Here is a 26,040-nt window from a genome sequence, read left to right on the forward strand (position 1 = left end):
TCTCCACACACGTACCGTCCAGAAAGGACAGTCAATGGCAAACTTCACCGCTGCTGACGTGAAGAAGCTCCGCGAGGACCTCGGCGCCGGCATGATGGACGCGAAGAACGCGCTCGTCGAGGCCGACGGCGACTACGACAAGGCCGTCGAGCTGCTCCGCATCAAGGGTGCGAAGGCCGTCGCCAAGCGCGACGACCGTGCCACCTCCGAGGGCGTCGTCGTCGCGAGCTCCGAGAACGGCGCCGCCACGGTCGTCGAGCTCGCGAGCGAGACCGACTTCGTCGCGAAGAACGAGAAGTTCACGACGCTGGCCGACAAGGTGCTCGGGGCCGTCGCGGCCGCCGGTGCAGCTGACGTCGCCGCCGCGAACGCCGCCCCCGTCGACGGCAAGACCGTCCTCGAGGTCGTCAACGAGTCGGCCGCCGCACTGGGCGAGAAGCTCGAGGTCCGCACGGTCCGCCGTGTCGAGGGCTCGGCCTTCGAGATCTACCTGCACAAGACCAGCCAGGACCTGCCGCCGCAGATCGCCGTCGTCATCGCGTACGAGGGTGACAACGCTGCCGAGGCCCGCTCGATCGCCCAGCACGTCGCGTTCGCGAACCCGACGTACCTGACCCGCGACGAGGTGCCCGCCGACGAGATCGCCAAGGAGCGTGCGACCGTCGAGGCGATCACGCGCGAGGAGGGCAAGCCCGAGGCTGCGCTCCCGAAGATCGTCGAGGGTCGGGTGAACGCCTACATCAAGCAGGTGTCGCTCCTCGACCAGGACTACGCGAAGGACAACAAGATCTCTGTCGCGAAGGCCGCCGAGAACGCCGGCATCACGATCCAGGGCTTCGCCCGCGTCAAGGTCGGCGCGTAACGAACCCGTGACGGGGTCAGGAACCAACCAGGTTCCTGGCCCCGTTTTTCGCGCCTCCGGGCGCGACACACACGCGACACATCCGCGAGTACATTTCCACGAGACCACGACGAAGGGTGCGATCAGATGACCGACGAGAAGACCGGACGACGCCGCGTACTGCTGAAGCTGTCGGGGGAGGCCTTCGGGGCCGGATCGCTCGGCGTGAACCCTGACGTGATCGGGGCCATCGCCAAGGAGATCGCCGTCGCAGCGCGCGAGGTCGAGATCGCGATCGTCGTCGGCGGGGGCAACTTCTTCCGCGGCGCCGAGCTCTCGCAGCGCGGGATGGACCGCGGCCGTGCCGACTACATGGGCATGCTCGGCACCGTGATGAACGCGCTCGCGCTGCAGGACTTCCTCGAGCAGGCCGGGGCCGCCACGCGCGTGCAGTCGGCCATCGCGATGACCCAGGTCGCCGAACCGTACATCCCGCGGCGCGCCGAGCGGCACCTCGAGAAGGGCCGCGTCGTCATCTTCAGCGCCGGCGCCGGCCTGCCGTACTTCTCGACCGACACGGTGGCCGCGCAGCGAGCACTCGAGATCAAGGCCGACGAGGTCCTCGTCGCCAAGAACGGTGTCGATGGCGTGTACACGGCGGACCCGAAGAAGGACGCCACGGCCGAGAAGCTGCACCACGTGACCTACCAGGACGCGCTCCTGAAGGGCCTGAAGGTCGTCGACGCCACCGCGTTCTCGCTCTGCATGGACAACGGCATGCCGATGCACGTCTTCGGGATGGAGGGCGAGGGCAACGTCCAGGCCGCCATCCGTGGGGAGCGCATCGGCACGGTGGTCAGCAACTGACCCGCACCGCTGACTAGACTCGACGCCAGTACCGAAGGAGTAACACCGTGATCAGTGATGTCCTGACCGAAGCCACCGAGAAGATGGCGAAGGCTGTCGAGGTCGCCAAGGACGACTTCTCGACCGTCCGCACCGGCCGCATCAACGCGGCGCTCTTCCAGAAGATCCCGGTCGAGTACTACGGCACGCCGACGCCGCTCGCGCAGCTCGCGTCGCTGCAGACGCCCGAGGCCCGCACGCTCATCGTGACGCCGTACGACAAGACGGCGCTCAAGGAGATCGAGCGCGCCATCGCGACCTTCCCGAACCTCGGCGCCAGCCCGACGAACGACGGTGACATCGTCCGCGTGACGATCCCGGAGCTCACCAAGGACCGCCGCAAGGAGTTCGTCAAGCTCGTGCGGACGAAGGGTGAGGACCACAAGGTCGTCATCCGGAACATCCGCCGCAAGGCCAAGGACGACCTCGACGCACTCAAGGGTGAGATCTCGGACGACGAGATCTCGCGCGGCGACAAGGACCTCGAGGCCCTGACGAAGAAGCACGTCGACCAGATCGACGAGTCGCTGAAGAAGAAGGAAGCCGAACTCCTCGAGGTCTGATGCGCCGCCCGGACCAGGGCGGTGAACGCCCCACAGCAGAGCACGGACCCGACCAGACCGGGCCCGTGAAGAAGGGGCTCCGCCAGGACTTCGATGCGCGTGCCCGAGCGGCCCGCACCGACTTCGAGGCGCAGCTCCGGCAGCGCAAGGCCGACTTCGGTGCGCGCAACGAGGCCCTGACGGCGCGGACCGGGCGCAACCTGCCGGCGGCGATCGGCATCGCGCTCGCGTTCGCCGTGGTCATGCTCGGCACGCTCCTCATCTGGCCGCCGTCGTTCATGGTCGTGGCGGCGTTCCTGCTCGGCGTGGGCGTCTACGAGCTGACGAGCGCCATGCGCTTCGCCGGCCGTGACGTCCCGCGGATCCCGAGCGTCGCCGTCGCGATCGCGATCGTGCCGGCGGCGTTCCTGCTCGGGCAGGTCGCGGCACTCTTCACGCTGCTCGGTGGCATCGTCCTGATCAGCCTCTGGCGTCTGGTCGAGGTCGCGCTCTCGCGGCAGAAGCCGTCCGCCGGCGACGTGTTCCGCGACGTCACGAACGGCTTGTTCGTGCAGGCGTACATCTCGTTGCTCGGCGCCTGTGTCGTCCTGCTCTCCGCGCAGTCGCAGGGCAACCTCTGGGTGATCGGTTTCATCCTCGTCGTCGTCGCTGTCGACACCGGTGCCTACGCCACCGGGTTGAACCTCGGCAAGCACCCGATGGCGCCGCGGATCAGCCCGAAGAAGACGTGGGAGGGCTTCGCCGGATCGGTCGCAGCGAGCATCATCGTCGGCGTCCTGGTCGCCTGGCTCATGCTCGGTCTGCCGTGGTGGACCGGCGTCGTGCTCGGCGTGCTGATCTCCGGGTCGGCGACCCTGGGCGACCTCACCGAGTCGATGATCAAGCGCGACCTCGGCATCAAGGACATCTCGTCCTTCCTGCCCGGGCACGGCGGACTGCTCGACCGCATCGACAGCATCCTGCCGTCGGCCGCCGTCGCCTACGTGCTGTACCTGATCGTCAACCACTGACCGACCTTGACCGACTTCGTCGGCCCAGCCTGAGCGCCGCCCTCAGCGCGTCCAGGTTGTGCCACGGGTCGGGACTGGCAGAATGACGCCGTGGCCACCACCTTCCCGACCGCAGCTCGCTCCGCCCTCGGATACGACGTCGACGAAGTCGAGCGTTTCCTCGAGGACGCCCGTCGTGCGTACTCCGCAGACGACAGCGCCCCCGGCATCGAGGCTGCGAAGATCCGCGCCACCGCATTCTCGATGCGCAAGGGCGGCTACTCCACCTCGCACGTCGACGCAGCGCTGGAGCGCCTCGAGGACGCCTTCGCGGCCCGGGAGCGTGAGCGGGAGATCGGCGACGCCGGGCAGAAGGCCTGGTACGCCGAGGCCCGCACGAAGGCCTCCGACGTCGTGGCCCGCCTCGAGCGCCCGAACGGTCAGCGGTTCAGTCGGGTCAGCGTGCTCGGTACGGGCTACCACCCGAAGGACGTCGACGCGTTCGCGGCCCGCCTCGGCGGCTACTTCCGCGAGGGCAAACCGCTGAGCCTCACCGAGGTGCGGTCCATCGTGTTCCGCCCGAAGCACGGGGGCTACCGCGAGGGCCAGGTCGACGCGCTGCTCGACGCCGTCGTCGAGGTCATGCTCGCCGTCCGCTGACGACGCGCTGCACCCAGGTGCTTCGCTTTCCGTGATCGTTCCGTTACCCTGGTCCTACTCATGGGCAGGCACACGGCAGACCACAGCTCCGACCGCGATCTCCGCGAGCACCTGAGCCTCCAGGCTTCGGGTGAGCGCCGCGCGGCACTGAACCGAACCCGTACGGCAGACACCTCGGTGCTCCAGGCGAACCCGCAGGTCCTGCCGGAGACCGGTCCGGTCGCGACGCCGAAGTCCGTCGCAGCGAACCGCGTGTCCGACGAACGCATCGCCGCGTTCGCGCACGAGGCCCCCGCGGCCCGGGTCGACCCGCGCGCCGCGAAGCAGCAGAACGCGACGGCTATCCAGCGCGCCGCGACGGCGCAGCAGCCGACCCGTGGCGCAGCCGCCGCGGTCAACGCCTTCGCACGGAAGCGTTCCTCGGTCCCGGCGTTCTCGTTCGTCGGGGTCTTCCTCTTCGTCGGGGCGTCGCTCTTCAATCCGCTCCAGGCCGACGTCGCGCAGGCCGCGGTCGACACCCCGGTGCTCGTGAAGACACCGCAGGCCCCACAGCAGTACACCGCGCACGGCACCTACGGCGACGCCGCTGCCGACCGTGACGGCTACGGCGTGACCGTGCCAGCGCCCAAGGTCGTCAAGCCCGTCGTCGAGGAAGAAGCCGACGACGCCACCACCGACGAGACGACCGACGCCTCCGCGGCCGAGACCGACAGCGTCTCTGCCGCGAACACGCTGGCCGCCGTGGCCGCGACCCCCGACGCGGGCAGCGCACAGGCCATCGCCCTGCAGCTCGTCACGGCCCGGGGCTGGGGCACCGACCAGTACAACTGCCTCGTCTCGCTGTGGAACAAGGAGTCCGGCTGGCGGGTGAACGCCTACAACCCCAGCGGTGCGTACGGCATCCCGCAGGCGCTCCCGGGCAGCAAGATGGCGACCGCCGGTGCCGACTGGCAGACGAACCCCGCGACGCAGATCACGTGGGGTCTCAACTACATCGCCGGTGTCTACGGCACGCCCTGCGGCGCCTGGGGCCACAGCCAGGCGAACAACTGGTACTGATCGGCAGTTGGGGTGCCGCGCAGCAACCGGCCGCGGCGTCCCCGTGGTCGCGACGTCGAGCCTGACGAGGACACCGGCCTCGATCGGCTGATGAGCTCGTGGAAGCGCACCGAGGTGCGTCGCGGGCGGGAGTACCTCGTCCAGCCCGTCTCCGCGGCGTCGGCGCAGAAGGAGTACGTCTGCCCCGGTTGCGGCGGCGCGGTCCTGCCCGGCACCGCACACGTGGTGGTCTGGCGCTCGGACGGGGTCCTCGGCGACGCTGCCGACCTGGCATCACGCCGACACTGGCACAACCACTGCTGGAGCATCGCATGACCGACGACGACGGCGAGATCCGTTCCGCCACGCAGCTGCCCGCCCGCCGCACCGACGTCGAGCTCGTCACCGACGACCACCTCACCCTGGTCGGGGAGCTCGCCGAACCGGAATCCCGCCCGGCACGGGGAACCGTCGTGACGCTGCACCCGCTGCCGACCGCGCACGGCTTCATGGACTCGCACGTGCTCAAGAAGGCCGCCGCGCGGCTGCCGGCCCTGGCGGACATCGCGGTCCTGCGCTTCAACTTCCGGTCGGTGACGTCGCCACGTGGCACGTCCGAGGGCGTGTTCGGCGAGGGCGTCTCCGAGGGCTTCGACCTGCGAGCCGCCGTCGCCGAGGTCGTGGACCGTGGCCTCCCGACGCCGTGGTTGGTCGGATGGTCCTTCGGCACCGAGGTGATCCTCAAGCACGCGCTGGAACACGTCGAGGCCGGCACCGTGGCGGGCGTGGTCCTGCTCTCGCCGCCGCTGCACCGCACCACGGAGGACGAGCTCGCGCGCTGGGCAGCCGTGGACGTCCCGGTGGTGGCCCTTGTGCCCGAGCACGACGACTTCCTGCAGCCCGACGAAGCGATCGCCCGGTTCGCCGTCGCCCCGAACGTCCGGGTCGTCCCGATCGAGGGCGCGAAGCACCTGTGGGTGGGGGAGCGGTACGTCCGGATCGTCCTCGACGCCGTCGCCGACCTCGTCGTGCCGGGCAGCGCGCCGCTGCCGACGCACTGGCCGGTCTGACGGCACTCGCCGGTCCGACGCACGGTGCGTGCCCACCTCGGTGCGGTGGGCCGACCGGGAGGCGCGACCCGCGCCTCCTGGTCGGCTCGCGTCAGCGTTCGGTCGCGTCCACTGCGTCGTCGCCTGCTCCGGGAGCGGTGCCGGGTGCGGTCCCCAGCAGGCCGGTCGCGTGCGTGAGCACGCCGCGCAGGTTCTCCAGGTAGCCCGCAACGGCCTCGCGCTCGGTGCGGATCGCCGACAGCCGGTCCTCGGCCTCGGCGGTGATGGCAGCCGTGCGCTCCTCGGCATCGGAGACCATGCGGTGCACACGGTCCTGGGCGTCCGCGACGATGGTGCGGGCGTGCTCCTGCGCGTCGGCGGTGCTGGTGCGCTCGAGGTCGTCGGCTTCCTGCTGGAGCCGTTCGGCGCGCTCACGGGCCTCGGTGGCACGGCGCGTGGCCTCGGCGAGCTGCAGGTTCGCCTCGTCGAGGTACTTCTGCGTCTCGGTGACGGTCTCGTGGTGCTTCTGCAGGTAGTCCTGCTCGGCGTCGTCCCGGCGTGAGGCGAGCTCGGACTCGAGCGTCGTGCGGGCCTCGTCGCGCTCGCGGGCGACCTCGGCTCGGGCCTCGTCACGTTCCTTGGCCAGGTCGGCGCGGGCCGTGTCGATCTCCTGACGGAGGGCGGTGCGCTCGGACTCGAGCGTGTCGAGCTCGGCGGAGCGGCGGTCGGCGATCTCGGTGTCGACCTCGGCGTGCTCGCGTTCGCGGCGGGCGGCGAGGGCGTTCTCGTGCTCGCGGTCCGCGCGTTCGGCGGCGGCATCGGCCTCGGCGCGCTCCCGCTCGATGCGGGTGTCGTGCTCCTCGAGCTCGCGTGCGATGCGGTCGGCGGTCTCCTGCACGAGCCGCTCGTTCTCGACGCGCGTCTGTTCCTCGTCGACGCGCAGCTGCGCACGCAACGCCTCGGCCTCCTGTGCCAGGGCGGTGCGCGCCGAGGCGAGCTCCCGGTCCCACTCGGCACGGGCAGCGGCGAGTTCCTCGTCCACGACACGGCGGCGGTCGGCGAACTCGCCGTCGATCTCGGCGCGGCGTCGGTCGACCTCGGCCTGCAGCTCGGCGCGGCCGGTCTCGATCGCCAGGGCGTGCGCCTGCTGCTGCTCGTCGCGCTCCCGGTGCCACGCAGCACGCCCCTCGGCGACCTCGCGCTCGAGTGCCTGACGGCGGGTGGACTCCTCGTGGTCGAGGTCCTCGACCCGGCGGGCGTGGTCGGCCTCGAACACCGAGCGGCGGTGCTCGGTCTCGCGGTCGAGGTCGGCCGCGGCGGTGCGGGAGTCGGCCGACTCCCGCTGGGCGACCTCGCGCAGCTCGGCGACCTCGTGCTCGACCTGGGCGCGCAGGGCGTTCGTCTCACGGATGGCGACGGAGCGGACCTCGGCGGCCTCGGTCACCGCGGCACCCCGGATGGCCGCGGCCTCGTTGCGGGCGTCCTGGGTCAGCAGGCCGGCTTCGGCGCGGGCACGCTCGACGGTGTCGGCGGCCTCGGCACGAGCACGGGTGAGTTCGTTGGTGGAGCGGGTGCGGGCGTCCTCGAGGGTGTCGCGTGCTTCTTCCTGTGCCTCGCGCACGGTGCGGTCGGCCTCGGCCCGGCTCGACGCCCGCAGGCGCTGTGCGTCGATGTCCGCCTGGCTGATGAGGCGGGTGGACTGCTCCTCCGCCACGCGCAGGGTGGACTCGAGTCGCGTACCCAGGCCGCTGTAGGTGGGGGTACCGGCCTCGTCGAGCTCGCCCTGGAGCTCGGACACGCGGGACTGCAGGAGACGGATCTCCTTCGCGGCGTCGGCACGGTCGGTGTTCGACTTGATGAGCTCGCGGCGCAGGTCGTTCAGCGAACGGTCGACGTCGTCGCGGCGGTACCCGCGCAGCTCGGTCCCGAACTCGGCCTCGTCGTTCGCCACGTGTCGCTCCCAGGTGCTCGGCGGAGGGCCCGATCCGGCCCGCGGTCGAGTGTAGTGGTGGCCCGACGGGGTCGTCTGAGACCGGCGTCAGCGCGGATGGATGCGCTGTTCAGCCATGCTCGCTATCCTGAGTCGCTGATTCGCGCGCCGACATCCCCACCCCGGCGCGGTAGGGAGAGTGTTCGTGCGATTCGTCCTGGCGATCGTCAGTTTCGTCATCGGCCTGCTGCTCGTCGCGACGGCGGTCGGACAGCGGACCGTGTTCGCGCCGCCGTCCTCGCTCGTCGCGGACAGCACCACCAAGAGCTCTGCCCCCGTCACCGTGATCCCCGGGTCGACGCTCAACGCGAACCCCGGCTACCAGCGGATCAACGTCTCCGGCTCCGGCAAGGTCTTCGCCGCGTACGGCAAGACGGCCGACGTCGACGCGTGGGTCGGTGACGCCGAGCACACCACGCTCCGGTTCGACGCCGAGAGCGCGAAGCTGGTGGGCAAGACCACCGGCTCCGAGGCGTCCGTCCCGTCGCCCAAGGGCAGCGACCTCTGGTACCAGGAGTACGACGGCTCCGGGCAGTTCACGGTCCGCCTGCCGCAGGACGTCTCGGTCCTCATCGTCGGCGACGGCAAGGCCGCCGCGCCGAGCGACGTCTCGGTGACGTGGCCGAAGGACACCGCAACGCCGTCCGTCGGGCCCCTGCTCGTCGCCGGTGGCGTCTTCGCACTCGGCGGCATCGTGCTGCTGGTCCTGGCGTTCCTGCACCAGCGCCGCGGTCGTGGGCCGCGTCGTCGCAGCGGCGGCACCCGACCGCCGCGCGTGCGGGCCTCGCGTCGCGCCGCCGCCGCCGGTGCCCAGGTCCCGACCAGGGGCCGCCGCGGATCGCGCGCGTTCATCGCGGTCCCTGTGGTCCTCGTCGGCACGCTCGCCCTGGCCGGCTGCTCGTCCGACTACTGGCCGCAGGGCGGGGACCCCTCGCTCGCGACCCCGACCCCCACGGCCAGCGCGACCGGAGCGGCGGAGACCACCGAGCCCACGGCGGCGACCAAGCAGCAGATCACCCGCGTGGTCGAGCGGATCGCGGCGGTCGCCGACAAGGCCGACAGCGCCCGCGACACCGACCTGGCGACGACCCGGTTCACCGGTGCCGCGCTCGACCTGCGGACGGCGAACTACGCCATCCGCGGCAAGGACTCCGAGGTCAAGGCACCGCCGGCGATCTCCGCCGGTCAGGTGTGCGTCGCGCTGCCACAGCAGACCGACACGTGGCCGCGCACGGTCTTCGTGATCGTCGCCGAGGACTGCGACGCCAAGTCGGCACCGCAGGCCCTGACGCTCGTGCAGGACACCGCGCGCGACCCGTACAAGGTCGCCTACGACGTCTCGCTCGAGGCCGACGCCAAGATCCCGAGCCTCGCGCCGACGTCGATCGGCGCGGCGCTCCTGGCCCCGCAGTCGAAGCTCCTCGCGATCGCCCCCGACCAGGTCGCGACCGCCTACGGCGACATCCTGTCCAAGGACTCGAAGAGCGAGTACGCCGACCTGTTCGCCACCGAGGGTGACGGCCTCCGCACCACCATCGGCAAGGCCTACAAGGACAAGAAGGCGCAGTCCCTGCCGGACACGGCGAAGATCGAGTACTCGTCCGAGGCCCCGGAGGACTCCGCCGTCGCCATCGCGACCGACGACGCCGGCGCGCTCGTCTCCGCCGACCTCAACGAGATCGAGAAGGTGACCCCGACCGCCTCCGGCGCCGAGGTCAACACCGAGGGTGCCGTCAAGGCACTGTCCGGGGTCGACACGAGCAAGAAGGGCATCAGCGCCACGTACGGCGTCCAGCTGCTCTTCTACGTGCCGCCGGTCGCCTCGGATGACAAAGTGGTCCTGCTCGGGTTCACGCAGGGCCTGACCGCAGCGAGTGAGGTGCAATGAGCAACATCCCCCCGACCCCGTCCGGGCTCCGCGGAGCCGTGGACCTGTCGTCCCTCGTCGACCGCGCACAGCGGCCGCCCCAGCCGCCCGCCGGTGCTCCGGCGCAGGCGGGAAGCCCGACCGGTGCACCAGCGCCGGGCGCCGAGACCGGCGGTGACCTGACCGTCCCGTCGCTCGTGCTCGACGTCACCGACGACACGTTCCAGGACGTCCTGGAGCTGTCGTCCGTGGTGCCGGTCATCGTCGACATCTGGGCCGAGTGGTGCGGGCCGTGCAAGCAGCTCTCGCCGATCCTCGAGCAGCTGACCGCCGGGTACGGCGGGCGCGTGCTGCTCGCCAAGGTGGACGCCGACACCAACCCGCAGCTCGTGCAGGCGTTCCAAGCGCAGTCGATCCCGACCGTGGCCGCGCTGATCGGCGGACGCCCGCTCGGGCTCTTCGTCGGTGCGCTGCCCGAGGCGCAGGTCCGCGACGTCTACGAGCAGGTGCTCCAGGCAGCCGAGCAGAACGGCGTCTCCGGTCGCGTCACCGTGGACGGTGCTGCTCCGCCCGAGGACACCGCCGAGCAGGGCGAGCCGGAGCCGGAAGCGCTGCCGCCGCACCACCAGGCCGCGTACGACGCGATCGAGCAGGGCGACTACGCCACGGCCATCTCCGAGTACAAGACCGCGATCCTGCAGGACCCGCACGACCAGATGGCCGTCGCGGGGCTCGCGCAGGTGTCGCTCCTGGACCGGCTGAACGGCCACACCGCCGACGACATCCGTGCCGCCGCCGGTGCGGGTCCGAAGGACGTCCAGGCGCAGCTCGCGGTCGCCGACCTCGACATCTCCGGTGGCCACGTCGAGGATGCCTTCGGGCGCCTGCTCGACCTGGTGCCGACGGTGTTCGGCGAGGACCGTGAGGCCCTGCGCGTCCGCCTGGTCGAGTACTTCGAGCTCATCGGCACCGACGACCCGCGCGTGGTCGCGGCCCGCCGTCGCCTGGCGAGCGCTCTGTACTAGTCTCAGGCCGGCTCGAGACCGGCCCAGACGCCGTCGTGTCAGCGAGACGCCGCCGAATCCGGCGGCGTCTCGCTGCGTCCGGGGCGTCGCGGCGACACGACGGCGTCTCGCGGGTTCCAGACACGTCGCCCGACGGACGGGAGGCCCGGTGCCAGCTGGCACCGGGCCTCCCGTCCGGATGTCGGTCGCGTCCAGGACGCGGATGACGCTAGCGCGCGAGCTTGAGCCAGACGGCGCCGAGCGGCGGCACCACGAGGTGCGCCGACGCGGGGCGGCCGGCCCACGGGGTGTCCTCGGCGGTGACGACGCCGAGGTTGCCGACACCGGAGCCGCCGTACTCCGCGGCGTCGGTGTTGAGCACCTCGTGCCACTCGCCGGCGCTCGGCAGGCCGAACCGGCGCTCCACGGGCACGCCCGAGAAGTTCACGAACACCGCCAGCCGGTCGTCGCCGTCCTTGCGCAGGAACCCGAGCGTCGAGTGGGGGGCGTCGCCGCCCTCGATCCACTCGAAGCCGTCGGCCGTGCTGTCGTGCGTCCAGAGCGCGGGCGTGTCCTTGTAGACCCGGTTCAGGGCGGCGACGAGGTCCTGCACACCGCGGTGCCCGGGCTGGTCGAGGAGCCACCAGTCGAGTCCCTTCGCCTCGGACCACTCTGCGGGCTGGGCGAACTCCTGCCCCATGAAGAGCAGCTGCTTGCCGGGGTGCGCCCACATGAACGCCAGGTAGGCCCGGACGTTCGCGAGCTTCTGCCACTCGTCGCCGGGCATCTTGCCGTAGAGGGAACCCTTGCCGTGCACGACCTCGTCGTGGCTGATCGGCAGGGTGAACTGCTCACTGAAGGCGTAGACGAGCGAGAACGTGATCTCGTCGTGGTGGTAGCTGCGGTACGCGGGGTCGCGCTGCACGTACTCGAGCGAGTCGTGCATCCAGCCCATGTTCCACTTCTGGCCGAACCCGAGCCCACCGGCGCTCGTCGGCTGGGTCACGCCGGGCCACGAGGTGCTCTCCTCGGCGATCATCACGATGCCCGGGTAGCGCTTGTACGCGGTGGCGTTCGTCTCCTGCAGGAACGCGACGGCGTCCAGGTTCTCGCGGCCGCCGTGGATGTTCGGCAGCCAGTCGGTGCGGGAGTAGTCGAGGTACAGGATCGAGGCGACGGCGTCGACGCGCAGGCCGTCGATGTGGAACTCCTCGAGCCAGTACAGGGCGTTGGCGACCAGGAAGTTCCGGACCTGCGGCTGCCCGAAGTCGAACACGTACGTGCCCCAGTCGAGCTGCTCGCCGCGGCGGGGGTCCGGGTGCTCGAACAATGCGTGGCCGTCGAAGCGTCCGAGTGCCCACTCGTCCTTCGGGAAGTGTCCGGGGACCCAGTCCATGATCACGCCGATGCCGGCGGAGTGCAGGCGGTCGATCAGGTACCGCAGGTCGTCGGGGGAGCCGTAGCGTGCGGTCGGGGCGTAGTACCCGGTGACCTGGTAGCCCCACGAACCGCCGAACGGGTGCTCGGCGAGCGGCAGGAACTCCACGTGCGTGAAGCCCGTGTACTGCACGTGCCCGATGAGCTGGTCGGCGACCTCGCGGTACGACAGCCCGGGGCGCCACGAGCCGAGGTGGACCTCGTAGACGCTCATCGGCGCATCGTGCGTGGTCGTCTCCGCGCGGCGTTCCATCCAGGCGCGGTCGCCCTCGGACCACGTGTAGCTCGACTCGGTGATGACCGAGGCGGTGGCCGGGGCGATCTCGGCCTCGCGGGCGAACGGGTCGGCGCGCTCGACCCAGCCGGAGTCGGTGAGGATCTGGAACTTGTACCGCTGTCCGGCGACGGCTCCGGGCCAGAACAGCTCCCAGACGCCGAGGTCGCTCAGGCGGCGCATCGCGGTCGTGCGGCCTTCCCAGCCCTCGAAGTCGCCGATCACGCGCACGGCGGTGGCTCGGGGTGCCCACACGGAGAACGCGACGCCGTCGACGCCGTCGATCGTGCGGACGTGCGCGCCGAGGTGGTGCCAGAGCTGCTCGTCGCGGCCCTCACCGAACAGGTGCAGGTCGAGCTCGCCGAGCGTCGGGGCGAACCGGTACGCGTCGTCGGTCGTCCAGGTGGCGTCGTCCTCTTCCGAGGACTCGTCGAAGTCGTAGTCGGCCTCGACCCGGTAGCGCCCGAGCTCCTCGGCGGTGGCGCCGGCCCAGAGACCGTCGCCCTCGTGGGTCAGCTCGACGTCGTCGCCGTCGAGCCGGACGAGCCGGACCGCCTGCGCCAGGTGGCGCACCACGCGGACGCTCGTGCCACCGTCGACGGCGTGCGGGCCGAGGACGTCGTGGGGCTGGGACCAACGGCCCTCGGCGACCTGTTGGCGCAGCCACTGCTCGACCGGAGCCGGGCGCGGGCCCGTGCTGTCGGCGGTGGCGGGCTCGGGAGCCGGCGGCGTCGGGAGGGCGGTCGACGGCGCAACGGTGGACGGGCCTCCGGTCGGAGCGCCCGACGACGCGACGGCGTCGACGGACGGTACGCGCGGGTGCGTCGCGTCGGCGGGGTGCCCCGCCAGCGTGGCGGACTCGGCGACCCCGCGGTCGGGCGCCTCGCGCGGTGCAGCGGGAGCGCCTGGCAGGTCCTCGTCGGGGGCGGAGACCCGCGGCTCGTAGCGCGGCTCCGGCTTCGCGTCGGACGGTGTCCGCGCGGGCACGGGCGGCGGCGGGGGCGGGACCGGCGGCACGGCGGGGCCGCGGCGCGACGGCGGGGTCGGCTGGGGTGCGGTCGGGTCGTTCGTCATCGGTGCAGTCCTTCCACGACGAGCAGGTGCACGGGTTCCTGGAACGCGTCCAGGCGGACGTAGTTCGACGCGCCCCAGACCCAGCGCTGCCCGGTCACGACGTCACGGACGTCGAACCGGCTGTCGGCCGGCAGGCCGAGCGCAGCGAGGTCCAGGTGCACGGTGGTCTCACGCGCCGAGTGCGGGTCGACGTTCGCGACGACGATCACGGTGTCGGCGTGCCCGGAGCGGATGAACTCGCCGGACAGGTGCTTCGAGTACACGACGGTCGCCGGGTCGTCGGCGGCGTGCACGTGCAGGTTCCGCAGCTGGCGGAGGGCGGGGTGCGCGGCACGGAGCCGGTTGAGCATCGTCACGTACGGGGCGAGCGACGCGCCCTCGGCCTCGGCCAGGGCGAAGTCACGCGGCTTGTACTCGTACTTCTCGTTGTCGATGTTCTCTTCCGAGCCCGGTCGGGCGACGTCCTCGAACAGCTCGTACCCGGAGTACATGCCCCACGTCGGGGCGCCCGTCGCAGCGAGCGCGGCACGCACCTTGTAGCCGGCACGACCACCGAACTGCAGGTACTCCGTGAGGATGTCCGGCGTGTTCACGAACAGGTTCGGGCGCAGGTAGTCGCTCGTCTCGTGCGACAGCTCCTCGAAGTAGGACTCGATCTCTTCCTTCGTGTTCCGCCACGTGAAGTACGAGTACGACTGCTGGAACCCGACCTCTGCCAGTGCGCGCATCATCGCCGGACGGGTGAACGCCTCGGCCAGGAACACGGTGTCCGGGTGCTCGTCGCGGACTTCGCGGATGACGCGCTCCCAGAACCAGAGCGGCTTGGTGTGCGGGTTGTCGACCCGGAAGATCCGGATGCCGAAGTCGATCCAGTGCCGCAGGACGCGCAGGACCTCGGCGACCAGGCCCTCGGGGTCGGAGTCGAACTGGATCGGGTAGATGTCCTGGTAGCGCTTCGGCGGGTTCTCGGCCGTGGCGATCGAGCCGTCGGCGCGCTGCGTGAACCAGTTCGGGTGCTCGGTGACCCAGGGGTGGTCGGGGGAGCACTGGAGCGCGAAGTCGAGTGCCACTTCCATGCCGGTGTTCTTCGCGGTCTCGACGAAGTCGCGGAAGTCGTCTTCCGACCCGAGGTCGGGGTGGATGGCGTCGTGCCCGCCCTCGGGGGAGCCGATCGCCCAGGGGCTGCCGGGGTCGTGCGGCCCCGGGGTGAGCGTGTTGTTCGGGCCCTTGCGCGCGGTCGTGCCGATCGGGTGGATCGGCGGCAGGTAGACGACGTCGAAGCCCATCCGGGCGACGGCGGGCAGACGGCGGGCCGAGGTGCGGAAGTCGCCGCTCTTCCACGAGCCGTCCGGGTTCTTCTTCGCGCCTTCGCTGCGGGGGAAGAACTCGTACCAGGCGCCGACGCCGGCGCGGGTGCGCTCGACGTCGAGCAGCTGCGTCGGGGAGTGCGTCCGGAGCGAGGTGAGCGGGGCTTCCTCGACCTCGGCCACGATGCGCGGGTCGTCGACGGCGGCCAGGCGCTCGGCCGGGTCGAGGTCGGTGTCGCGCACCTTCGCTGCGGCGCGGGTGGCGGCGGGGGAGTCGGTCTCGTCGGCGAGCCGGTCGAGCAGCAGGGCGCCGTCGAGGAGCGTCGCCTCGGTGTCCACCCCGGCCGAGATCTTCAGCCGTGCGGCGTGCAGCCACGTTGCCCAGTCGTCGGAGTAGGACTCGACGTGCCAGGTCCAGACGCCGACGTGGTCGACCTGGACGGTCGCCTCGTACCGGTCGGTCCCGGGCGCGCCGAGGGCCAGGGGGACGGTCCTGGTGCCCCCGTCCGGGCGTTCGAGGACGAGGTCGGCGCCGATGATGCCGTGTCCTTCTCGGAAGACGGTCGCACCGAACGTGATCACCTCGCCGTCGAACGCCTTGCCGGGGAACCCGTTCGGCGTCCTCGGGGCGAGCTCGGTGATCGGGATGCGCCCGATCTTCGGTCGGCGGGGTCGGTCTGCGGTGGCCACGGAGCCGACGCTACCCGGAAGCCGCCCGGACGTTCCCCGGAACGCGTGTCGTGTGGACAGCTCGTCGGTCGCTCGTGCCGGTGGAGGGACGGACGGGAGGCGCGGGACGGGGCCGCCACGGGCCTCCCGTCCGACCGCCGATTGGGACCACGTTGCGCCCCGCCGTGGTCATCGCGCCCCGACTCTCCGGGGCGCGATGACGTTGACGGGGCGCAGCGGGCGCAGCGCGCGAGCGCCCGAACGCCCGGCGCTACGCCGGCTCGAACAGGTGGATGCCGGGGCCGTAGGCGGTGAACACCTGACCGGCGGGGCGGAGCCGCTCGTGGTCACGGTGCTTCTCGCTCGACCACGCGAGGCGGTAGCCGAGCACGTCCTCGCGCACCGGCAGCGTCAGGTCACGTGTGCGCCCGCTGCCGTGCACCACGACCAGCACGCGGTCGTACGGCTCGTGCTCGGGCGTCGACTCGGCGAAGTACTGCAGGACGCGGTGCACCGGCTGGTCCCAGCCCTCGATGGTCATCGGGTGCCCGTCCGGCCCGTACCAGGACATCCGCGAGGCACCCGGGGTCTCCTGCCCCTCGACGCCGAAGCGCGTCGGCCGGAGTGCGGGGTGCGCCTGCCGGAACCGGGCGAGTGCGGCGACGGCCTCGGTCATCGACTCGGCGTCCTCGTCATCGGACCAGTCCACCGGGGTGAGGTCGTCGGACACGACGTACGCGTTGTTGTTGCCGTGCTGCGTGCGGCTCCGCTCGTCGCCCGCGGTGAGCATCGGCACCCCGGCGGAGAGCAGCAGCGTCGCCGCGAGGTTCCGCATCGACCGGCCGCGCGCTGCCCGGACGCCGCGGTCGGCGGTGTCGCCCTCGATGCCGTGGTTGAACGAGCGGTTGTCGTTCGAACCGTCGCGGTTCTCCTCGCCGTTCGCCGCGTTGTGCTTGCCGTCGTACGACACCAGGTCGAGCAGCGTGAAGCCGTCGTGGGCGGTGACGAAGTTGACGCTCGCGAGCGGACCGCGGTCGGCGCCGAAGACGTGGCGCGAGCCGGTCAGTGCTCCGGCGAGGGCGCCGATGCCGGTGCGGGGCATGCCGTTGCGGCGTTCCTCGGCGATGTCCGTCAGCCAGAACTGGCGGACCGTGTTGCGGAAGCCGTCGTTCCACTCACTGGTCCGGTCGCCGGCCGCGCCGAACGAACCGGTCTTCCAACCGTCGGGTCCGACGTCCCACGGCTCGGCGATGACCAGGGTGTCCTGCAGGTCGGGGTGGTTCCGGATCCGCTCGAGCAGCGGGTGCTGCGGATCGAAGACGTGGTGGGCGTTGCGGGCGAGCGCGGCCATCAGGTCGAAGCGGAAGCCGTCGACCTGCACCTCGCGGGCCCAGTAGACCAGGCTGTCGACGATCAGGTCCGCCGTGGACTCCACCGAGGTGTCCAGGGTGTTCCCGCAGCCGGTGGTGTCGTAGTAGGTGTCCCGGAACGGCGGCGCGGCCTCGGTCCACCGGTACCGCTCCGCGCCGTCGATGCCGCGCAGGCTCGTGGTGGGTCCGCCGAGGCCCTCTTCCGCCGTGTGGTTGTAGACGACGTCGAGCACCACCTGGATGCCCGCTTCGTGCAGCAGCCGGACCATGCCCTTGAACTCGCGCAGGACCGCGGACGCGCCCTCCGACCGTGCGGGAGCCGAGGCGTGCGCGGCGTGCGGCGCGAAGAACCCGAGCGTGTTGTAGCCCCAGGCGTTCTCGCACCCGGCGTCCCGCAACCAGTTCTCGGTGTCGAACGCGTGCACCGGCAGGAGCTCGAGCGTCGTGACACCGATCCGGTGCAGGTGGGCGATGGTGCTCTCGTGCGCCACTCCGGCGTACGTGCCGCGCAGGTGCTCCGGCAGGTGCGGGTTGGCGGCGGTCAGGGTGCGGACGTTCGCCTCGTAGACCACGGCGCGGTCGAGCGGGACCGTGGGCTTGACGACGCCGCCCCAGTCGAAGGCGTCGTCCACGACGACGCTCGTCCAGCGGGGCGCGCCGGCCCCGGTGTCGGGTCCGGCCCCGGTGTCGGGTCCGGCCCCGGTGTCGGTTCCGGCCCCGGTGTCGGGTGCGCTCTCGGGCACGCCGGTCGGGGCGATGCCTCGGGAGTAGGGGTCGAGCAGGGGCCGGGTCGGGTCGAACTCGTTCCGCGGTCCGACGGGCCCGTCGACGAGCAGGTGGTACCGGTCGCCCGGGGCGACGCCTGGGGTCTCGGCCGTCCACAGGTCGGTCGCCGGCAGCCGCTCGAGCGGGTACCGGACCGGCTGCCCGCCCGCTCGCTCGACGACCACGACGACGGCCGTGGCGGTGGCGGACCGCAGGGAGAACCGCGGGACGTCGGCCCCGAGGTCGAACCCCGGGGTGTGGTCGATCGCTGTCTCGTGCACCCGACAAGGGTACGAGGACCGGCGCGTATCCTGGACACCGCTCGTTCCAGGGGGTGCAGATGCCGGTCTACCTCGACCACGCCGCGACGACGCCGATCCTGCCGGAGGCGCTCGCCGCGTTCACCGACGCGCTCGGAACCGTCGGCAACCCGTCCTCGATCCACAGCGCCGGGCAGCGCGCCAAGATGCTGCTCGAGGACGGCCGCGCCGCGGTCGCCCGGTCGCTCGACGCCGACACGGTCGAGGTCGTGTTCACCTCCGGCGGCACCGAGAGCATCAACCTCGCCGTGAAGGGCCTGTTCTGGGCTCGTCAACGCGACCGTGCCCGCCCCCGCATCGTCGTCCCCGGCGGCGAGCACCACGCCACCGTCGACACCCTGACCTGGTTGGAGACGCACGAGGGGGCCGTCATCGACGTGGTCCCGTTGGACGCGCAGGGTCGCGTCGACCTCGTCGGACTGGAGGCACGACTCACCTCCGCCGACGACGTCGCCCTGGTCACGTTCCTGTGGGCGAACAACGAGGTGGGCACCATCCAGCCCGTGTCACGGATCGTGGAGCTCGCGCACGCCGCCGGCGTGCCCGTGCACAGCGACGCCGTCGCCGCCTACGGCCAGGTGCCGGTGTCGTTCGCCGCGTCCGGCCTCGACGCCCTGAGCGTCTCCGCCCACAAGGTCGGCGGACCGGTAGGCATCGGTGCGCTGGTGCTCGGGCGGAAGGCCACCGTCGAGCCCCTCATCCACGGCGGCGGGCAGCAGCGCCAGGTGCGGAGCGGCACGCAGGACGCCCCCGCTGCGGCCTCGTTCGGCGTCGCGGCCACGATGGTCGCCGCCGAGCCGATGCCGCACCCGTCGCTCGTCGCCCTGCGTGACCGGCTCGTCGCCGGTGTCCGTGCCGCTGTGCCGTCCGCCGTGCTGATGGGCGACCCCGACGACCGGCTGCCCGGCAACGCGCACTTCACGTTCCCGGGCTGCGAGGGCGACTCGCTGCTGTTCCTGCTCGACGCGGCCGGGGTCGCCGTGTCGACCGGGTCGGCGTGCCAGGCCGGCGTACCCGAGGCGTCGCACGTGCTGCTCGCGATGGGCCTGTCGGAGCAGGACGCCCGCGGCGCGCTCCGGATCACGCTCGGGCACACCTCGACCGATGCGGACGTCGACGCCTTCCTGGCCGCGCTGCCGGACGCGGTCGCGCGGGCCGGGGCTGCCGGCATGGCGTCGCGGGAGCCGCTGCTCGGGCGCTAGAGCGCCCTCCGGCGGGGGTGCGACGCCGACCGGCCTGCCGCGCCGGTAGGATCGGTGACCATGGTCGAACTGGACTTCACCGAGCAGCTCTCCGCCCTCCGAGAGACCTTCGGCAACATCCGCTCGGTGGTCGACGTCGACCGCCTGCAGCGTGAGATCGCCGACCTCAGCGAGCAGGCGGGCGCCCAGGACCTCTGGGACGACGTCGAGCACGCGCAGCAGGTGACGAGCGCGCTCTCGCACCGGCAGTCGGAGCTCAAGAAGATCACCGACACCGAGCGTCGCATCGACGACCTCGAGGTGCTCGTCGAGATGGCGAACGAGGGCGACGACCAGGACTCGGCCGACGAAGCCGTCGCCGAGCTCAAGGCGATCCAGAAGACCATGGGCGACCTCGAGGTGCAGACGCTCCTCGACGGCGAGTACGACGACCGCCCCGCCGTGATCACCATCCGTGCCGGGGCCGGTGGCGTCGACGCCGCGGACTTCGCCGAGATGCTCATGCGCATGTACCTGCGGTACGCCGAGCAGCACGGCTTCAAGACCACCGTGATGGAGACGTCCTACGCCGAAGAAGCGGGCATCAAGTCCGCCACGTTCGAGGTCGACGCCCCCCACGCCTTCGGCACCCTGTCGATCGAGGCCGGCACCCACCGCCTCGTCCGCATGTCGCCGTTCGGTGCAGCGGGCAAGCGGCAGACCTCGTTCGCCGCGGTCGAGGTCATCCCGCTGATGCCGGAGACGATGGTCATCGACATCCCCGAGAACGACATCCGCGTCGACGTCTTCCGCTCGTCGGGCCCCGGCGGGCAGTCCGTCAACACGACCGACTCCGCGGTGCGCCTGACGCACATCCCGACGGGCACCGTCGTCTCGATGCAGAACGAGAAGTCGCAGATCCAGAACCGTGCGGCCGCCATGCGCGTGCTGCAGTCGCGCCTGCTCCTCCTGAAGAAGGAAGAGGAGAACGCGAAGAAGAAGGAGCTCGCCGGCAACATCACGGCGAGCTGGGGCGACCAGATCCGGTCCTACGTGCTGGCGCCGTACCAGATGGTCAAGGACCTGCGGAGCGAGCACGAGGTGAACAACCCCTCAGCCGTGTTCGACGGCGACCTGGACGGCTTCATCAACGCCGGCATCCGCTGGCGCAAGCAATCCGTCGACGCGTAGGGGTTCGTGAGCCGCGCGCCTCGCTTGCTTTCCAAGCGGGGCGACCTACCCTGATCCGGTCATGATCAAATTCGACCAGGTCACCAAGGTCTACTCGGGCAACCCGAGTCCGGCGCTCGACAACCTCACCCTCGAGATCCTCAAGGGCGAGTTCGTGTTCCTCGTGGGCGCCTCGGGTTCCGGCAAGTCCAGCTTCCTGCGCCTCGTGCTCAAGGAGGAGAAGCCCTCCCGTGGCCAGATCCACGTGCTCGGGCAGCGCCTCGGGTCCCTGGCGTCGCGGAAGGTCCCGTACTTCCGGCGCAACCTCGGCGTCGTCTTCCAGGACTTCCGACTCCTGCCCAACAAGAACGTCTTCGACAACGTCGCGTTCTCGCTGCAGGTGATCGGCAAGAGCAAGGGCTTCATCAGCGAGGCCGTCACCGACGTGCTGAAGCTCGTCGGGCTCGCGGGCAAGGCGACCCGCATGCCGCACGAGCTCTCCGGTGGTGAGCAGCAGCGCGTGGCGATCGCCCGCGCCGTCGTCAACAAGCCGGCGATCCTGCTGGCCGACGAGCCCACCGGCAACCTGGACCCCACCACGTCCGCCGGCATCATGGCGCTCCTCGAACGCATCAACCAAGGAGGCACCACCGTGCTCATGGCGACCCACGACGCGAGCATCGTGAACCAGATGCAGCGTCGGGTCATCGAGCTGTCGAACGGCACGGTCCTCCGTGACGAGCAGTCCGGCGGCTACCAGACCCAGGCGGTCCCGATCCAGCGCGGCACCGTGTCGAACACGACCGGCATCCAGACCATCCCGGGGCTCATCCGATGAGGCTCGGGCTCGTCATGTCCGAGGTCGGCTCGGGCCTGCGGCGCAACGCGTCGATGGTCGTCTCCGTCGTCCTCGTGACCTTCATCTCGCTCACCTTCGTCGGGACCGCGATCCTGCTCCAGATGCAGATCAACCAGATGAAGGGGTACTGGTACGACCGGGCGCAGGTCGCCGTCTACCTGTGCACCGACACCGACACCACCGGCAACTGCACGGGTGCCAAGGCCACCGAGGACCAGCGGAAGCAGGTCCAGGCCCAGCTCGAGTCGTCCACCCTCAAGCCGTACATCGAGAAGACGTACTACGAGGACCAGGACCAGGCGTTCACCCGCTTCAAGGAGCAGTTCAAGGACTCCGCGGCGACCGAGTTCGTCAAGCCCGAGTACCTCAACGAGACCTTCTGGGTGAACCTGAAGAACCCGTCGCAGGCCGACGTCCTCGTCGAGAGCCTGTCGAAGGTCGCCGGTGTGCAGAGCGTCGTCGACCAACGCGGCTACCTGCAACCGATCTTCAACCTGCTCAACGCGTCGTCGTACACGGCGATCGGCATCGCGGCGCTCATGCTCGTCGCCGCCGTGCTCCTCATCGCGACCACGATCCGGTTGTCCGCCTTCAGTCGCCGGCGAGAGCTCGGCATCATGCGGCTGGTCGGTGCGTCGAACCGGTTCATCCAGACGCCGTTCGTGCTCGAGGGGGTGATCGCCGCCGCCATCGGAGCCGTCCTGGCGGGTGGTGCCATCACCGCGGTGGTGTGGTTCTTCGTCCGGAACTTCCTGGCCGAGCGCTTCACCGGCACGGCGTTCATCGGCATGGGGGATGCGGCCATCGTGGTGCCGTCGGTGATCGTCATCGGGGTGTTGCTCGCCGCGGTGTCGGCGTCGATCGCCATCCGCCGCTACCTCAAGGTCTGATCCGCCGCGCCGGGAAGGTGCGTGGGGCGCCCGCTGTTGGGTAGTCTGTAGGGCTGCGCAGCGCAGTGCCCGGAACGAGAGGAGTCGTCATGGCGAAGGAACGCGGTGAGAAGATCGTCGCGACGAACCGTCGCGCCCGACACGACTACCTCATCGAGGACACCTACGAGGCCGGCATGGTCCTGTCCGGCACCGAGGTGAAGTCCCTGCGCATGGGTCGTGCCTCGCTGGTCGACGGGTACGCCTACATCGACCGGGGCGAAGCCTGGATCGATGCGGTGCACATCCCCGAGTACACCGAGGGCACGTGGAACAACCACGCACCTCGGCGCAAGCGCAAGCTGCTCCTCCACAAGCAGCAGATCGTGAAGATCTCGCACAAGACGGCTCAGGGCGGCTACACGCTGGTGCCGTTGCAGATCTACTTCCACGACGGCCGAGCGAAGATCGAGATCGCCGTCGCGAAGGGCAAGCGCGAGTTCGACAAGCGTCAGGCCATGCGGGAGAAGACCGACAAGCGTGAGGCCGAGCGGGCCATGCGCACGAAGAACCGCGTCGGCGAGTAGCGGCCTCGCACCTCGGTCGGCTAGACTGAGGGACTGCTCCGATCGGAGCAGTCGCAACACAACTCAACAGCGTGACAGCGGCTCGCACGTCCGGCCCGCATGGGGATGATCGGTTTCGACATTGCCTGTGTGCCGACGGGAAGCGGGCCGAGGACCCACGGTTATCTCGTGAACGATCCGTGGAAAACAACAAGTGCCAATTCCAAGCGCACTGACTTCGCTCTCGCTGCGTAAGCAGCCCAGCACATGAAGTCCGTCGGCCAGGTGACCGTCCCCTAACCTGATCCCGGCGTCATCCAGAGGACTTGCTGCACGGTTGCGCCTCAGGGCCGTGCGGGACTTGCACTGAGACTGGGCCCGTCGTCCTAGAAGCCGGTAGCAAAGGACGGGGCCGAGCAGAACGAACTATCCGGATACGCCCGTAGAAGACGTCGAATTGCAGCGATGGACGGGGGTTCGATTCCCCCCATCTCCACCATTCGCCGGTCGTCGAGCCGCTGTCACCGTTGACCGAACGCCCCGTCACCGTCCCTGGACGATGCCGGGGCGTTCGCTGTTCGGCCACTTCGCAGGACTACGATCCGTTGCAGGCGCCGGGACACGCCCGTGCCGACCCCGAACGGAAGGCCCCCACGTGGTGCAGGAGATCGCGATCCGAGTCCGTCTGCGCGAGCAGGAGCGAGTGGTGCTCGCCGACTACGAGCGGATCGTCGGGTCCGTCGCGACGGTCGCAGCCCTCGCTGCCTGGCTGCCCACGCCAGACGCTCGCCTGGTCGTCCGCGGCCGGGGTGCCGAGCCCGTGCGCCTCGAGACCGTCACCTACGGTTCGGTCGTCGAGATGCTCGTCGTGCTCGACCAGCGCTCGGCTGCCGTTGAGCGGGGTGCTGCAGCGATCGCGGCACTGATCGAGTCGGTGCGGCACGAGCACGTCGCCGACGACGTGGCCGGGGTCGCCGGTGAGCTGGACCGCCTGGACCGCGCTGCGCCGCGTGGGCGGTCGGTCGTCGAGCGGACGCTCCGCACGTTCCTCGAGGGTGCGCGGGCCGACGTCCTGGCACGCAGGACCACGACCCGTGTGCGGACCGCGCAGGCGCTGTTGCGTCTCGCCGAAGACGACGCGGTGCTCACCGTCGAGCGGGTCACCGACGCGCTCGCGCCCGTACTCGAGGAGCGCGCGGTCGATGTCGCGCTGGACACGGGTTCCGCCGTGGTCGTCGAGCCGATCGACGGGGTCGAGTCGCCGGAGCAGGCGACGGTCCTGCCCTTGCCCTCGGCGCAAGCGAAGCAGGAGAAGTCGGAGAAGAAGCCGTCCAAGAAGCAGGACGACGGCAAGAAGAAGTCGGACGAGAAGAAGTCCGACAAGAAGAAATCCGACAAGAAGAAGTCCGACAAGAAGGACGACGGCAAGAAGGACGACGGCAAGAAGAAGAAGTCCAAGAAGTAGCAGCCTGAGTGCTTATACAGCACAATTGTTTCCGGCGTGTTACAAAATCCGGCCAAGCCGCGGCCACGGTGCCAGAGTCGATGAGCGCGACCCCCGTTCGTGGGGCCCGCTCACTCGACGGGAGCAGCAGTGGCTACAACGACGACGCCGGCGTTGCCGGACTCCGGCCTCAAGCGGAACGTGGGCTTCATCGGGCTCATCTGGGCCTCGACGGGGTCGATCATCGGCTCCGGTTGGCTCTTCGGGTCGCAGGAGGCCCTGAAGACCGCCGGCCCGGCCGCGATCATCTCGTGGCTCATCGGCGGTGTGGCGATCCTCGTCCTCGCCCTCGTGCACGCCGAACTCGGCGGCATGTTCCCGATCGCGGGTGGAACGGCCAGGTTCCCGCACATCGCGTTCGGGGGCATCGCCGGTGCGTCGTTCGGCTGGTTCTCCTGGTTGCAGTCCGTGACCGTCGCTCCGATCGAGGTCGAGGCGATGATCAAGTACGCGCAGCACTGGCAGTTCGCGAACCCGTGGCTGCACACCACGACGGTGGACGGGGAGACGCAGCAGCTGCTCACCGGCGCGGGCATCGCGGTCGCCGTCGTCCTCATGGCGGTGGTCACCGTGATCAACCTGCTCAGCGTCCGGATCCTCGCGAACACGAACTCGGCGGCGACGTGGTGGAAGGTCGCCATCCCGCTGCTGGTCATCATCGTGCTGGCGTTCAGCGGGTTCCACGGCTCGAACTTCACGGCGGCCGACGGCTTCATGCCCGAGGGCGCCAAGGGGGTCCTGGCGGCGGTGTCCACGTCCGGCATCATCTTCGCCTTCCTGGGCTTCGAGCAGGCCGACCAGCTCGCGGGTGAAGCGAAGAACCCGCGGCGGGACATCCCGCGTGCCGTCATCGGCTCGGTGCTCATCGGGCTGGTGATCTACCTGCTGCTGCAGGTCGTGTTCCTCGGGGTGCTCCGGTCGGATGCGATCCAGGGGTCCTGGGCCACCGCGGACTTCACGAAGTACACCGGTCCGTTCGCCGACATCGCGATGGCTGCGGGCATCACGTGGCTCGCGGTGGTCATCTTCATCGACGCGATCATCTCGCCAGCGGGCACCGGCCTGATCTACGTGACCGCGACGAGCCGCATCTCCTACGGACTCAGTCGCAACGGGTACTTCCCGAAGGCGTTCGAGTGGACGACGAAGCAGGGTGTGCCGTGGGTCGGGCTCGTCACGGCGTTCGTCGTCGGCTGCGCGTGCTTCGCACCGTTCCCCTCGTGGCAGGGGCTGGTGAGCCTCATCACGAGCGCGTCGGTCCTGATGTACGCCGGTGCCCCGTTGGCGCTCGGTGCGTTCCGGAAACGGATCCCGGAGATCGAGCGCCCCTACCGGATGCCCGCCGCTGCGGTGCTGTCGCCGATCGCGTTCATCGTCGCGAACCTCATCATCCTGTGGACCGGGTGGGACACCGACTGGAAGCTCGGCGTCGCGATCCTCATCGGTGCCGTGGTGATCATCCTGAACAACGTGTTCCGCGGTGCCTCCAGCGTCCGGCCGCGCTGGGACTGGAAGGCGGCGCAGTGGCTGCTGCCCTACCTGATCGGCATGGGGCTCATCGTGTTCCTCAGTGACTTCGGTCCGCTGACGCACCCGGTGTTCCCGCTGTGGATCGACATCGTCGTGGTCGCGGTGTTCTCGTTGGTGATCTACTACTGGGCGATCAACTCCGCCTCGGACCGTGCGGAGATCCTCCGCACGGCCGACGACGTGCGTGACGTCGAGGAATCAGGCGTGGTCGAGCCGGTGCACCACTAGAAGTCGAACA

At 70.4% G+C, this 26,040-nt stretch carries 21 protein-coding genes and 1 other RNA gene; 18 read left to right on the forward strand and 4 right to left on the reverse strand.

The window, feature by feature from the left end:
- Window positions 1-34 precede the first annotated feature (34 nt).
- The 8 genes from tsf (at window position 35) to EDF42_RS04830 (ending at window position 6,067) form a co-directional block, all read left to right on the forward strand.
- Window positions 35-862 carry a translation elongation factor Ts gene (gene tsf, locus EDF42_RS04795; protein WP_111086087.1) on the forward strand — a complete coding sequence of 276 codons (828 nt, stop codon included), beginning with the start codon at window positions 35-37 and terminating at the stop codon, window positions 860-862.
- A 126-nt stretch (window positions 863-988) separates the two neighbouring features.
- The gene (gene pyrH, locus EDF42_RS04800; RefSeq protein ID WP_123671628.1) at window positions 989-1,708 is read left to right on the forward strand and encodes a UMP kinase; all 720 of its coding nucleotides are present in this window, start codon (window positions 989-991) and stop codon (window positions 1,706-1,708) included.
- A gap of 47 nt (window positions 1,709-1,755) precedes the next feature.
- Complete coding sequence (gene frr / locus EDF42_RS04805; RefSeq protein ID WP_111086089.1) at window positions 1,756-2,310, forward strand: ribosome recycling factor; 555 nt, start codon at window positions 1,756-1,758, stop codon at window positions 2,308-2,310.
- A gap of 65 nt (window positions 2,311-2,375) precedes the next feature.
- Complete coding sequence (locus EDF42_RS04810) at window positions 2,376-3,320, forward strand: phosphatidate cytidylyltransferase (protein WP_123671853.1); 945 nt, start codon at window positions 2,376-2,378, stop codon at window positions 3,318-3,320.
- A gap of 90 nt (window positions 3,321-3,410) precedes the next feature.
- Complete coding sequence (locus tag EDF42_RS04815) at window positions 3,411-3,959, forward strand: DivIVA domain-containing protein (RefSeq protein ID WP_123671629.1); 549 nt, start codon at window positions 3,411-3,413, stop codon at window positions 3,957-3,959.
- A 60-nt stretch (window positions 3,960-4,019) separates the two neighbouring features.
- Entirely contained in the window at window positions 4,020-5,018 is a 999-nt protein-coding gene (locus EDF42_RS19195; protein WP_260235100.1) for a lytic transglycosylase domain-containing protein, read from the forward strand.
- Window positions 5,019-5,030: 12 nt separating this feature from the next.
- Complete coding sequence (locus EDF42_RS04825) at window positions 5,031-5,333, forward strand: hypothetical protein (protein WP_260235101.1); 303 nt, start codon at window positions 5,031-5,033, stop codon at window positions 5,331-5,333.
- Complete coding sequence (locus tag EDF42_RS04830; RefSeq protein WP_123671630.1) at window positions 5,330-6,067, forward strand: alpha/beta hydrolase; 738 nt, start codon at window positions 5,330-5,332, stop codon at window positions 6,065-6,067. Before EDF42_RS04825 ends, EDF42_RS04830 begins: the two co-directional genes overlap by 4 nt.
- A 91-nt stretch (window positions 6,068-6,158) precedes the next feature.
- On the opposite strand, the gene EDF42_RS04835 is transcribed toward EDF42_RS04830, so the two are convergent.
- On the reverse strand, window positions 6,159-7,997 hold the full coding sequence (locus tag EDF42_RS04835) for a hypothetical protein (RefSeq protein WP_123671631.1): 1,839 nt from the start codon (window positions 7,995-7,997) through the stop codon (window positions 6,159-6,161).
- Window positions 7,998-8,181: 184 nt separating this feature from the next.
- On the opposite strand from EDF42_RS04835, the gene EDF42_RS04840 reads away from it, so the two are divergent.
- A complete protein-coding gene (locus EDF42_RS04840) occupies window positions 8,182-9,924 on the forward strand; it encodes a hypothetical protein (protein WP_148067617.1) in 1,743 nt (580 codons plus the stop codon).
- Window positions 9,921-10,928: a tetratricopeptide repeat protein gene (locus tag EDF42_RS04845; RefSeq protein ID WP_123671633.1), complete on the forward strand. Its 1,008-nt coding sequence runs from the start codon at window positions 9,921-9,923 to the stop codon at window positions 10,926-10,928. The genes EDF42_RS04840 and EDF42_RS04845 overlap by 4 nt, the downstream gene beginning before the upstream one ends.
- 208 nt (window positions 10,929-11,136) lie before the next feature.
- Here the strand turns inward: EDF42_RS04845 and glgB are convergent, their stop codons facing one another.
- The 3 genes from glgB to EDF42_RS04860 form a co-directional block, all read right to left on the reverse strand.
- Window positions 11,137-13,692: a 1,4-alpha-glucan branching protein GlgB gene (glgB, locus tag EDF42_RS04850; RefSeq protein WP_221181002.1), complete on the reverse strand. Its 2,556-nt coding sequence runs from the start codon at window positions 13,690-13,692 to the stop codon at window positions 11,137-11,139.
- A complete protein-coding gene (locus EDF42_RS04855; protein WP_185040781.1) occupies window positions 13,689-15,689 on the reverse strand; it encodes an alpha-1,4-glucan--maltose-1-phosphate maltosyltransferase in 2,001 nt (666 codons plus the stop codon). Before EDF42_RS04855 ends, glgB begins: the two co-directional genes overlap by 4 nt.
- Window positions 15,690-15,939: 250 nt before the next feature.
- Window positions 15,940-18,084 carry a glycogen-debranching protein gene (locus EDF42_RS04860; RefSeq protein ID WP_123671634.1) on the reverse strand — a complete coding sequence of 715 codons (2,145 nt, stop codon included), beginning with the start codon at window positions 18,082-18,084 and terminating at the stop codon, window positions 15,940-15,942.
- A 59-nt stretch (window positions 18,085-18,143) separates the two neighbouring features.
- Here EDF42_RS04860 and EDF42_RS04865 point away from each other — a divergent pair, with 59 nt between their 5' ends.
- The 8 genes from EDF42_RS04865 (at window position 18,144) to EDF42_RS04900 (ending at window position 26,030) form a co-directional block, all read left to right on the forward strand.
- Entirely contained in the window at window positions 18,144-19,325 is a 1,182-nt protein-coding gene (locus EDF42_RS04865) for a cysteine desulfurase family protein (protein ID WP_123671857.1), read from the forward strand.
- A gap of 60 nt (window positions 19,326-19,385) precedes the next feature.
- Entirely contained in the window at window positions 19,386-20,495 is a 1,110-nt protein-coding gene (gene prfB, locus EDF42_RS04870) for a peptide chain release factor 2 (RefSeq protein WP_111086442.1), read from the forward strand.
- Between the two features lie 61 nt (window positions 20,496-20,556).
- On the forward strand, window positions 20,557-21,312 hold the full coding sequence (ftsE, locus tag EDF42_RS04875; RefSeq protein ID WP_111086441.1) for a cell division ATP-binding protein FtsE: 756 nt from the start codon (window positions 20,557-20,559) through the stop codon (window positions 21,310-21,312).
- Window positions 21,309-22,223: a permease-like cell division protein FtsX gene (gene ftsX, locus EDF42_RS04880; RefSeq protein WP_111086440.1), complete on the forward strand. Its 915-nt coding sequence runs from the start codon at window positions 21,309-21,311 to the stop codon at window positions 22,221-22,223. Before ftsE ends, ftsX begins: the two co-directional genes overlap by 4 nt.
- Before the next feature lie 89 nt (window positions 22,224-22,312).
- Window positions 22,313-22,789: an SsrA-binding protein SmpB gene (gene smpB, locus EDF42_RS04885; RefSeq protein ID WP_123294782.1), complete on the forward strand. Its 477-nt coding sequence runs from the start codon at window positions 22,313-22,315 to the stop codon at window positions 22,787-22,789.
- A 101-nt stretch (window positions 22,790-22,890) separates the two neighbouring features.
- Window positions 22,891-23,267, forward strand: a transfer-messenger RNA (tmRNA) gene (ssrA, locus tag EDF42_RS04890).
- A gap of 156 nt (window positions 23,268-23,423) precedes the next feature.
- The gene (locus EDF42_RS04895) at window positions 23,424-24,233 is read left to right on the forward strand and encodes a hypothetical protein (RefSeq protein WP_123671635.1); all 810 of its coding nucleotides are present in this window, start codon (window positions 23,424-23,426) and stop codon (window positions 24,231-24,233) included.
- A 129-nt stretch (window positions 24,234-24,362) separates the two neighbouring features.
- Complete coding sequence (locus tag EDF42_RS04900) at window positions 24,363-26,030, forward strand: APC family permease (RefSeq protein ID WP_221181003.1); 1,668 nt, start codon at window positions 24,363-24,365, stop codon at window positions 26,028-26,030.
- Window positions 26,031-26,040 lie beyond the last annotated feature (10 nt).

The organism is Curtobacterium sp. PhB172, assembly GCF_003752545.1.
Lineage (GTDB): Bacteria > Actinomycetota > Actinomycetes > Actinomycetales > Microbacteriaceae > Curtobacterium.

Bases quoted from the DNA above. Each gene is read 5' to 3' on its own strand.
- smpB (WP_123294782.1), top strand. From the start codon at position 22,313: ATGGCGAAGGAACGCGGTGAGAAGATCGTCGCGACGAACCGTCGCGCC.
- EDF42_RS04830 (WP_123671630.1), top strand. From the start codon at position 5,330: ATGACCGACGACGACGGCGAGATCCGTTCCGCCACGCAGCTGCCCGCC.
- ftsX (WP_111086440.1), top strand. From the start codon at position 21,309: ATGAGGCTCGGGCTCGTCATGTCCGAGGTCGGCTCGGGCCTGCGGCGC.
- prfB (WP_111086442.1), top strand. From the start codon at position 19,386: ATGGTCGAACTGGACTTCACCGAGCAGCTCTCCGCCCTCCGAGAGACC.
- glgB (WP_221181002.1), bottom strand. From the start codon at position 13,692: ATGACGAACGACCCGACCGCACCCCAGCCGACCCCGCCGTCGCGCCGC.
- EDF42_RS19195 (WP_260235100.1), top strand. From the start codon at position 4,020: ATGGGCAGGCACACGGCAGACCACAGCTCCGACCGCGATCTCCGCGAG.
- EDF42_RS04845 (WP_123671633.1), top strand. From the start codon at position 9,921: ATGAGCAACATCCCCCCGACCCCGTCCGGGCTCCGCGGAGCCGTGGAC.
- EDF42_RS04865 (WP_123671857.1), top strand. From the start codon at position 18,144: ATGCCGGTCTACCTCGACCACGCCGCGACGACGCCGATCCTGCCGGAG.
- pyrH (WP_123671628.1), top strand. From the start codon at position 989: ATGACCGACGAGAAGACCGGACGACGCCGCGTACTGCTGAAGCTGTCG.
- tsf (WP_111086087.1), top strand. From the start codon at position 35: ATGGCAAACTTCACCGCTGCTGACGTGAAGAAGCTCCGCGAGGACCTC.
- ftsE (WP_111086441.1), top strand. From the start codon at position 20,557: ATGATCAAATTCGACCAGGTCACCAAGGTCTACTCGGGCAACCCGAGT.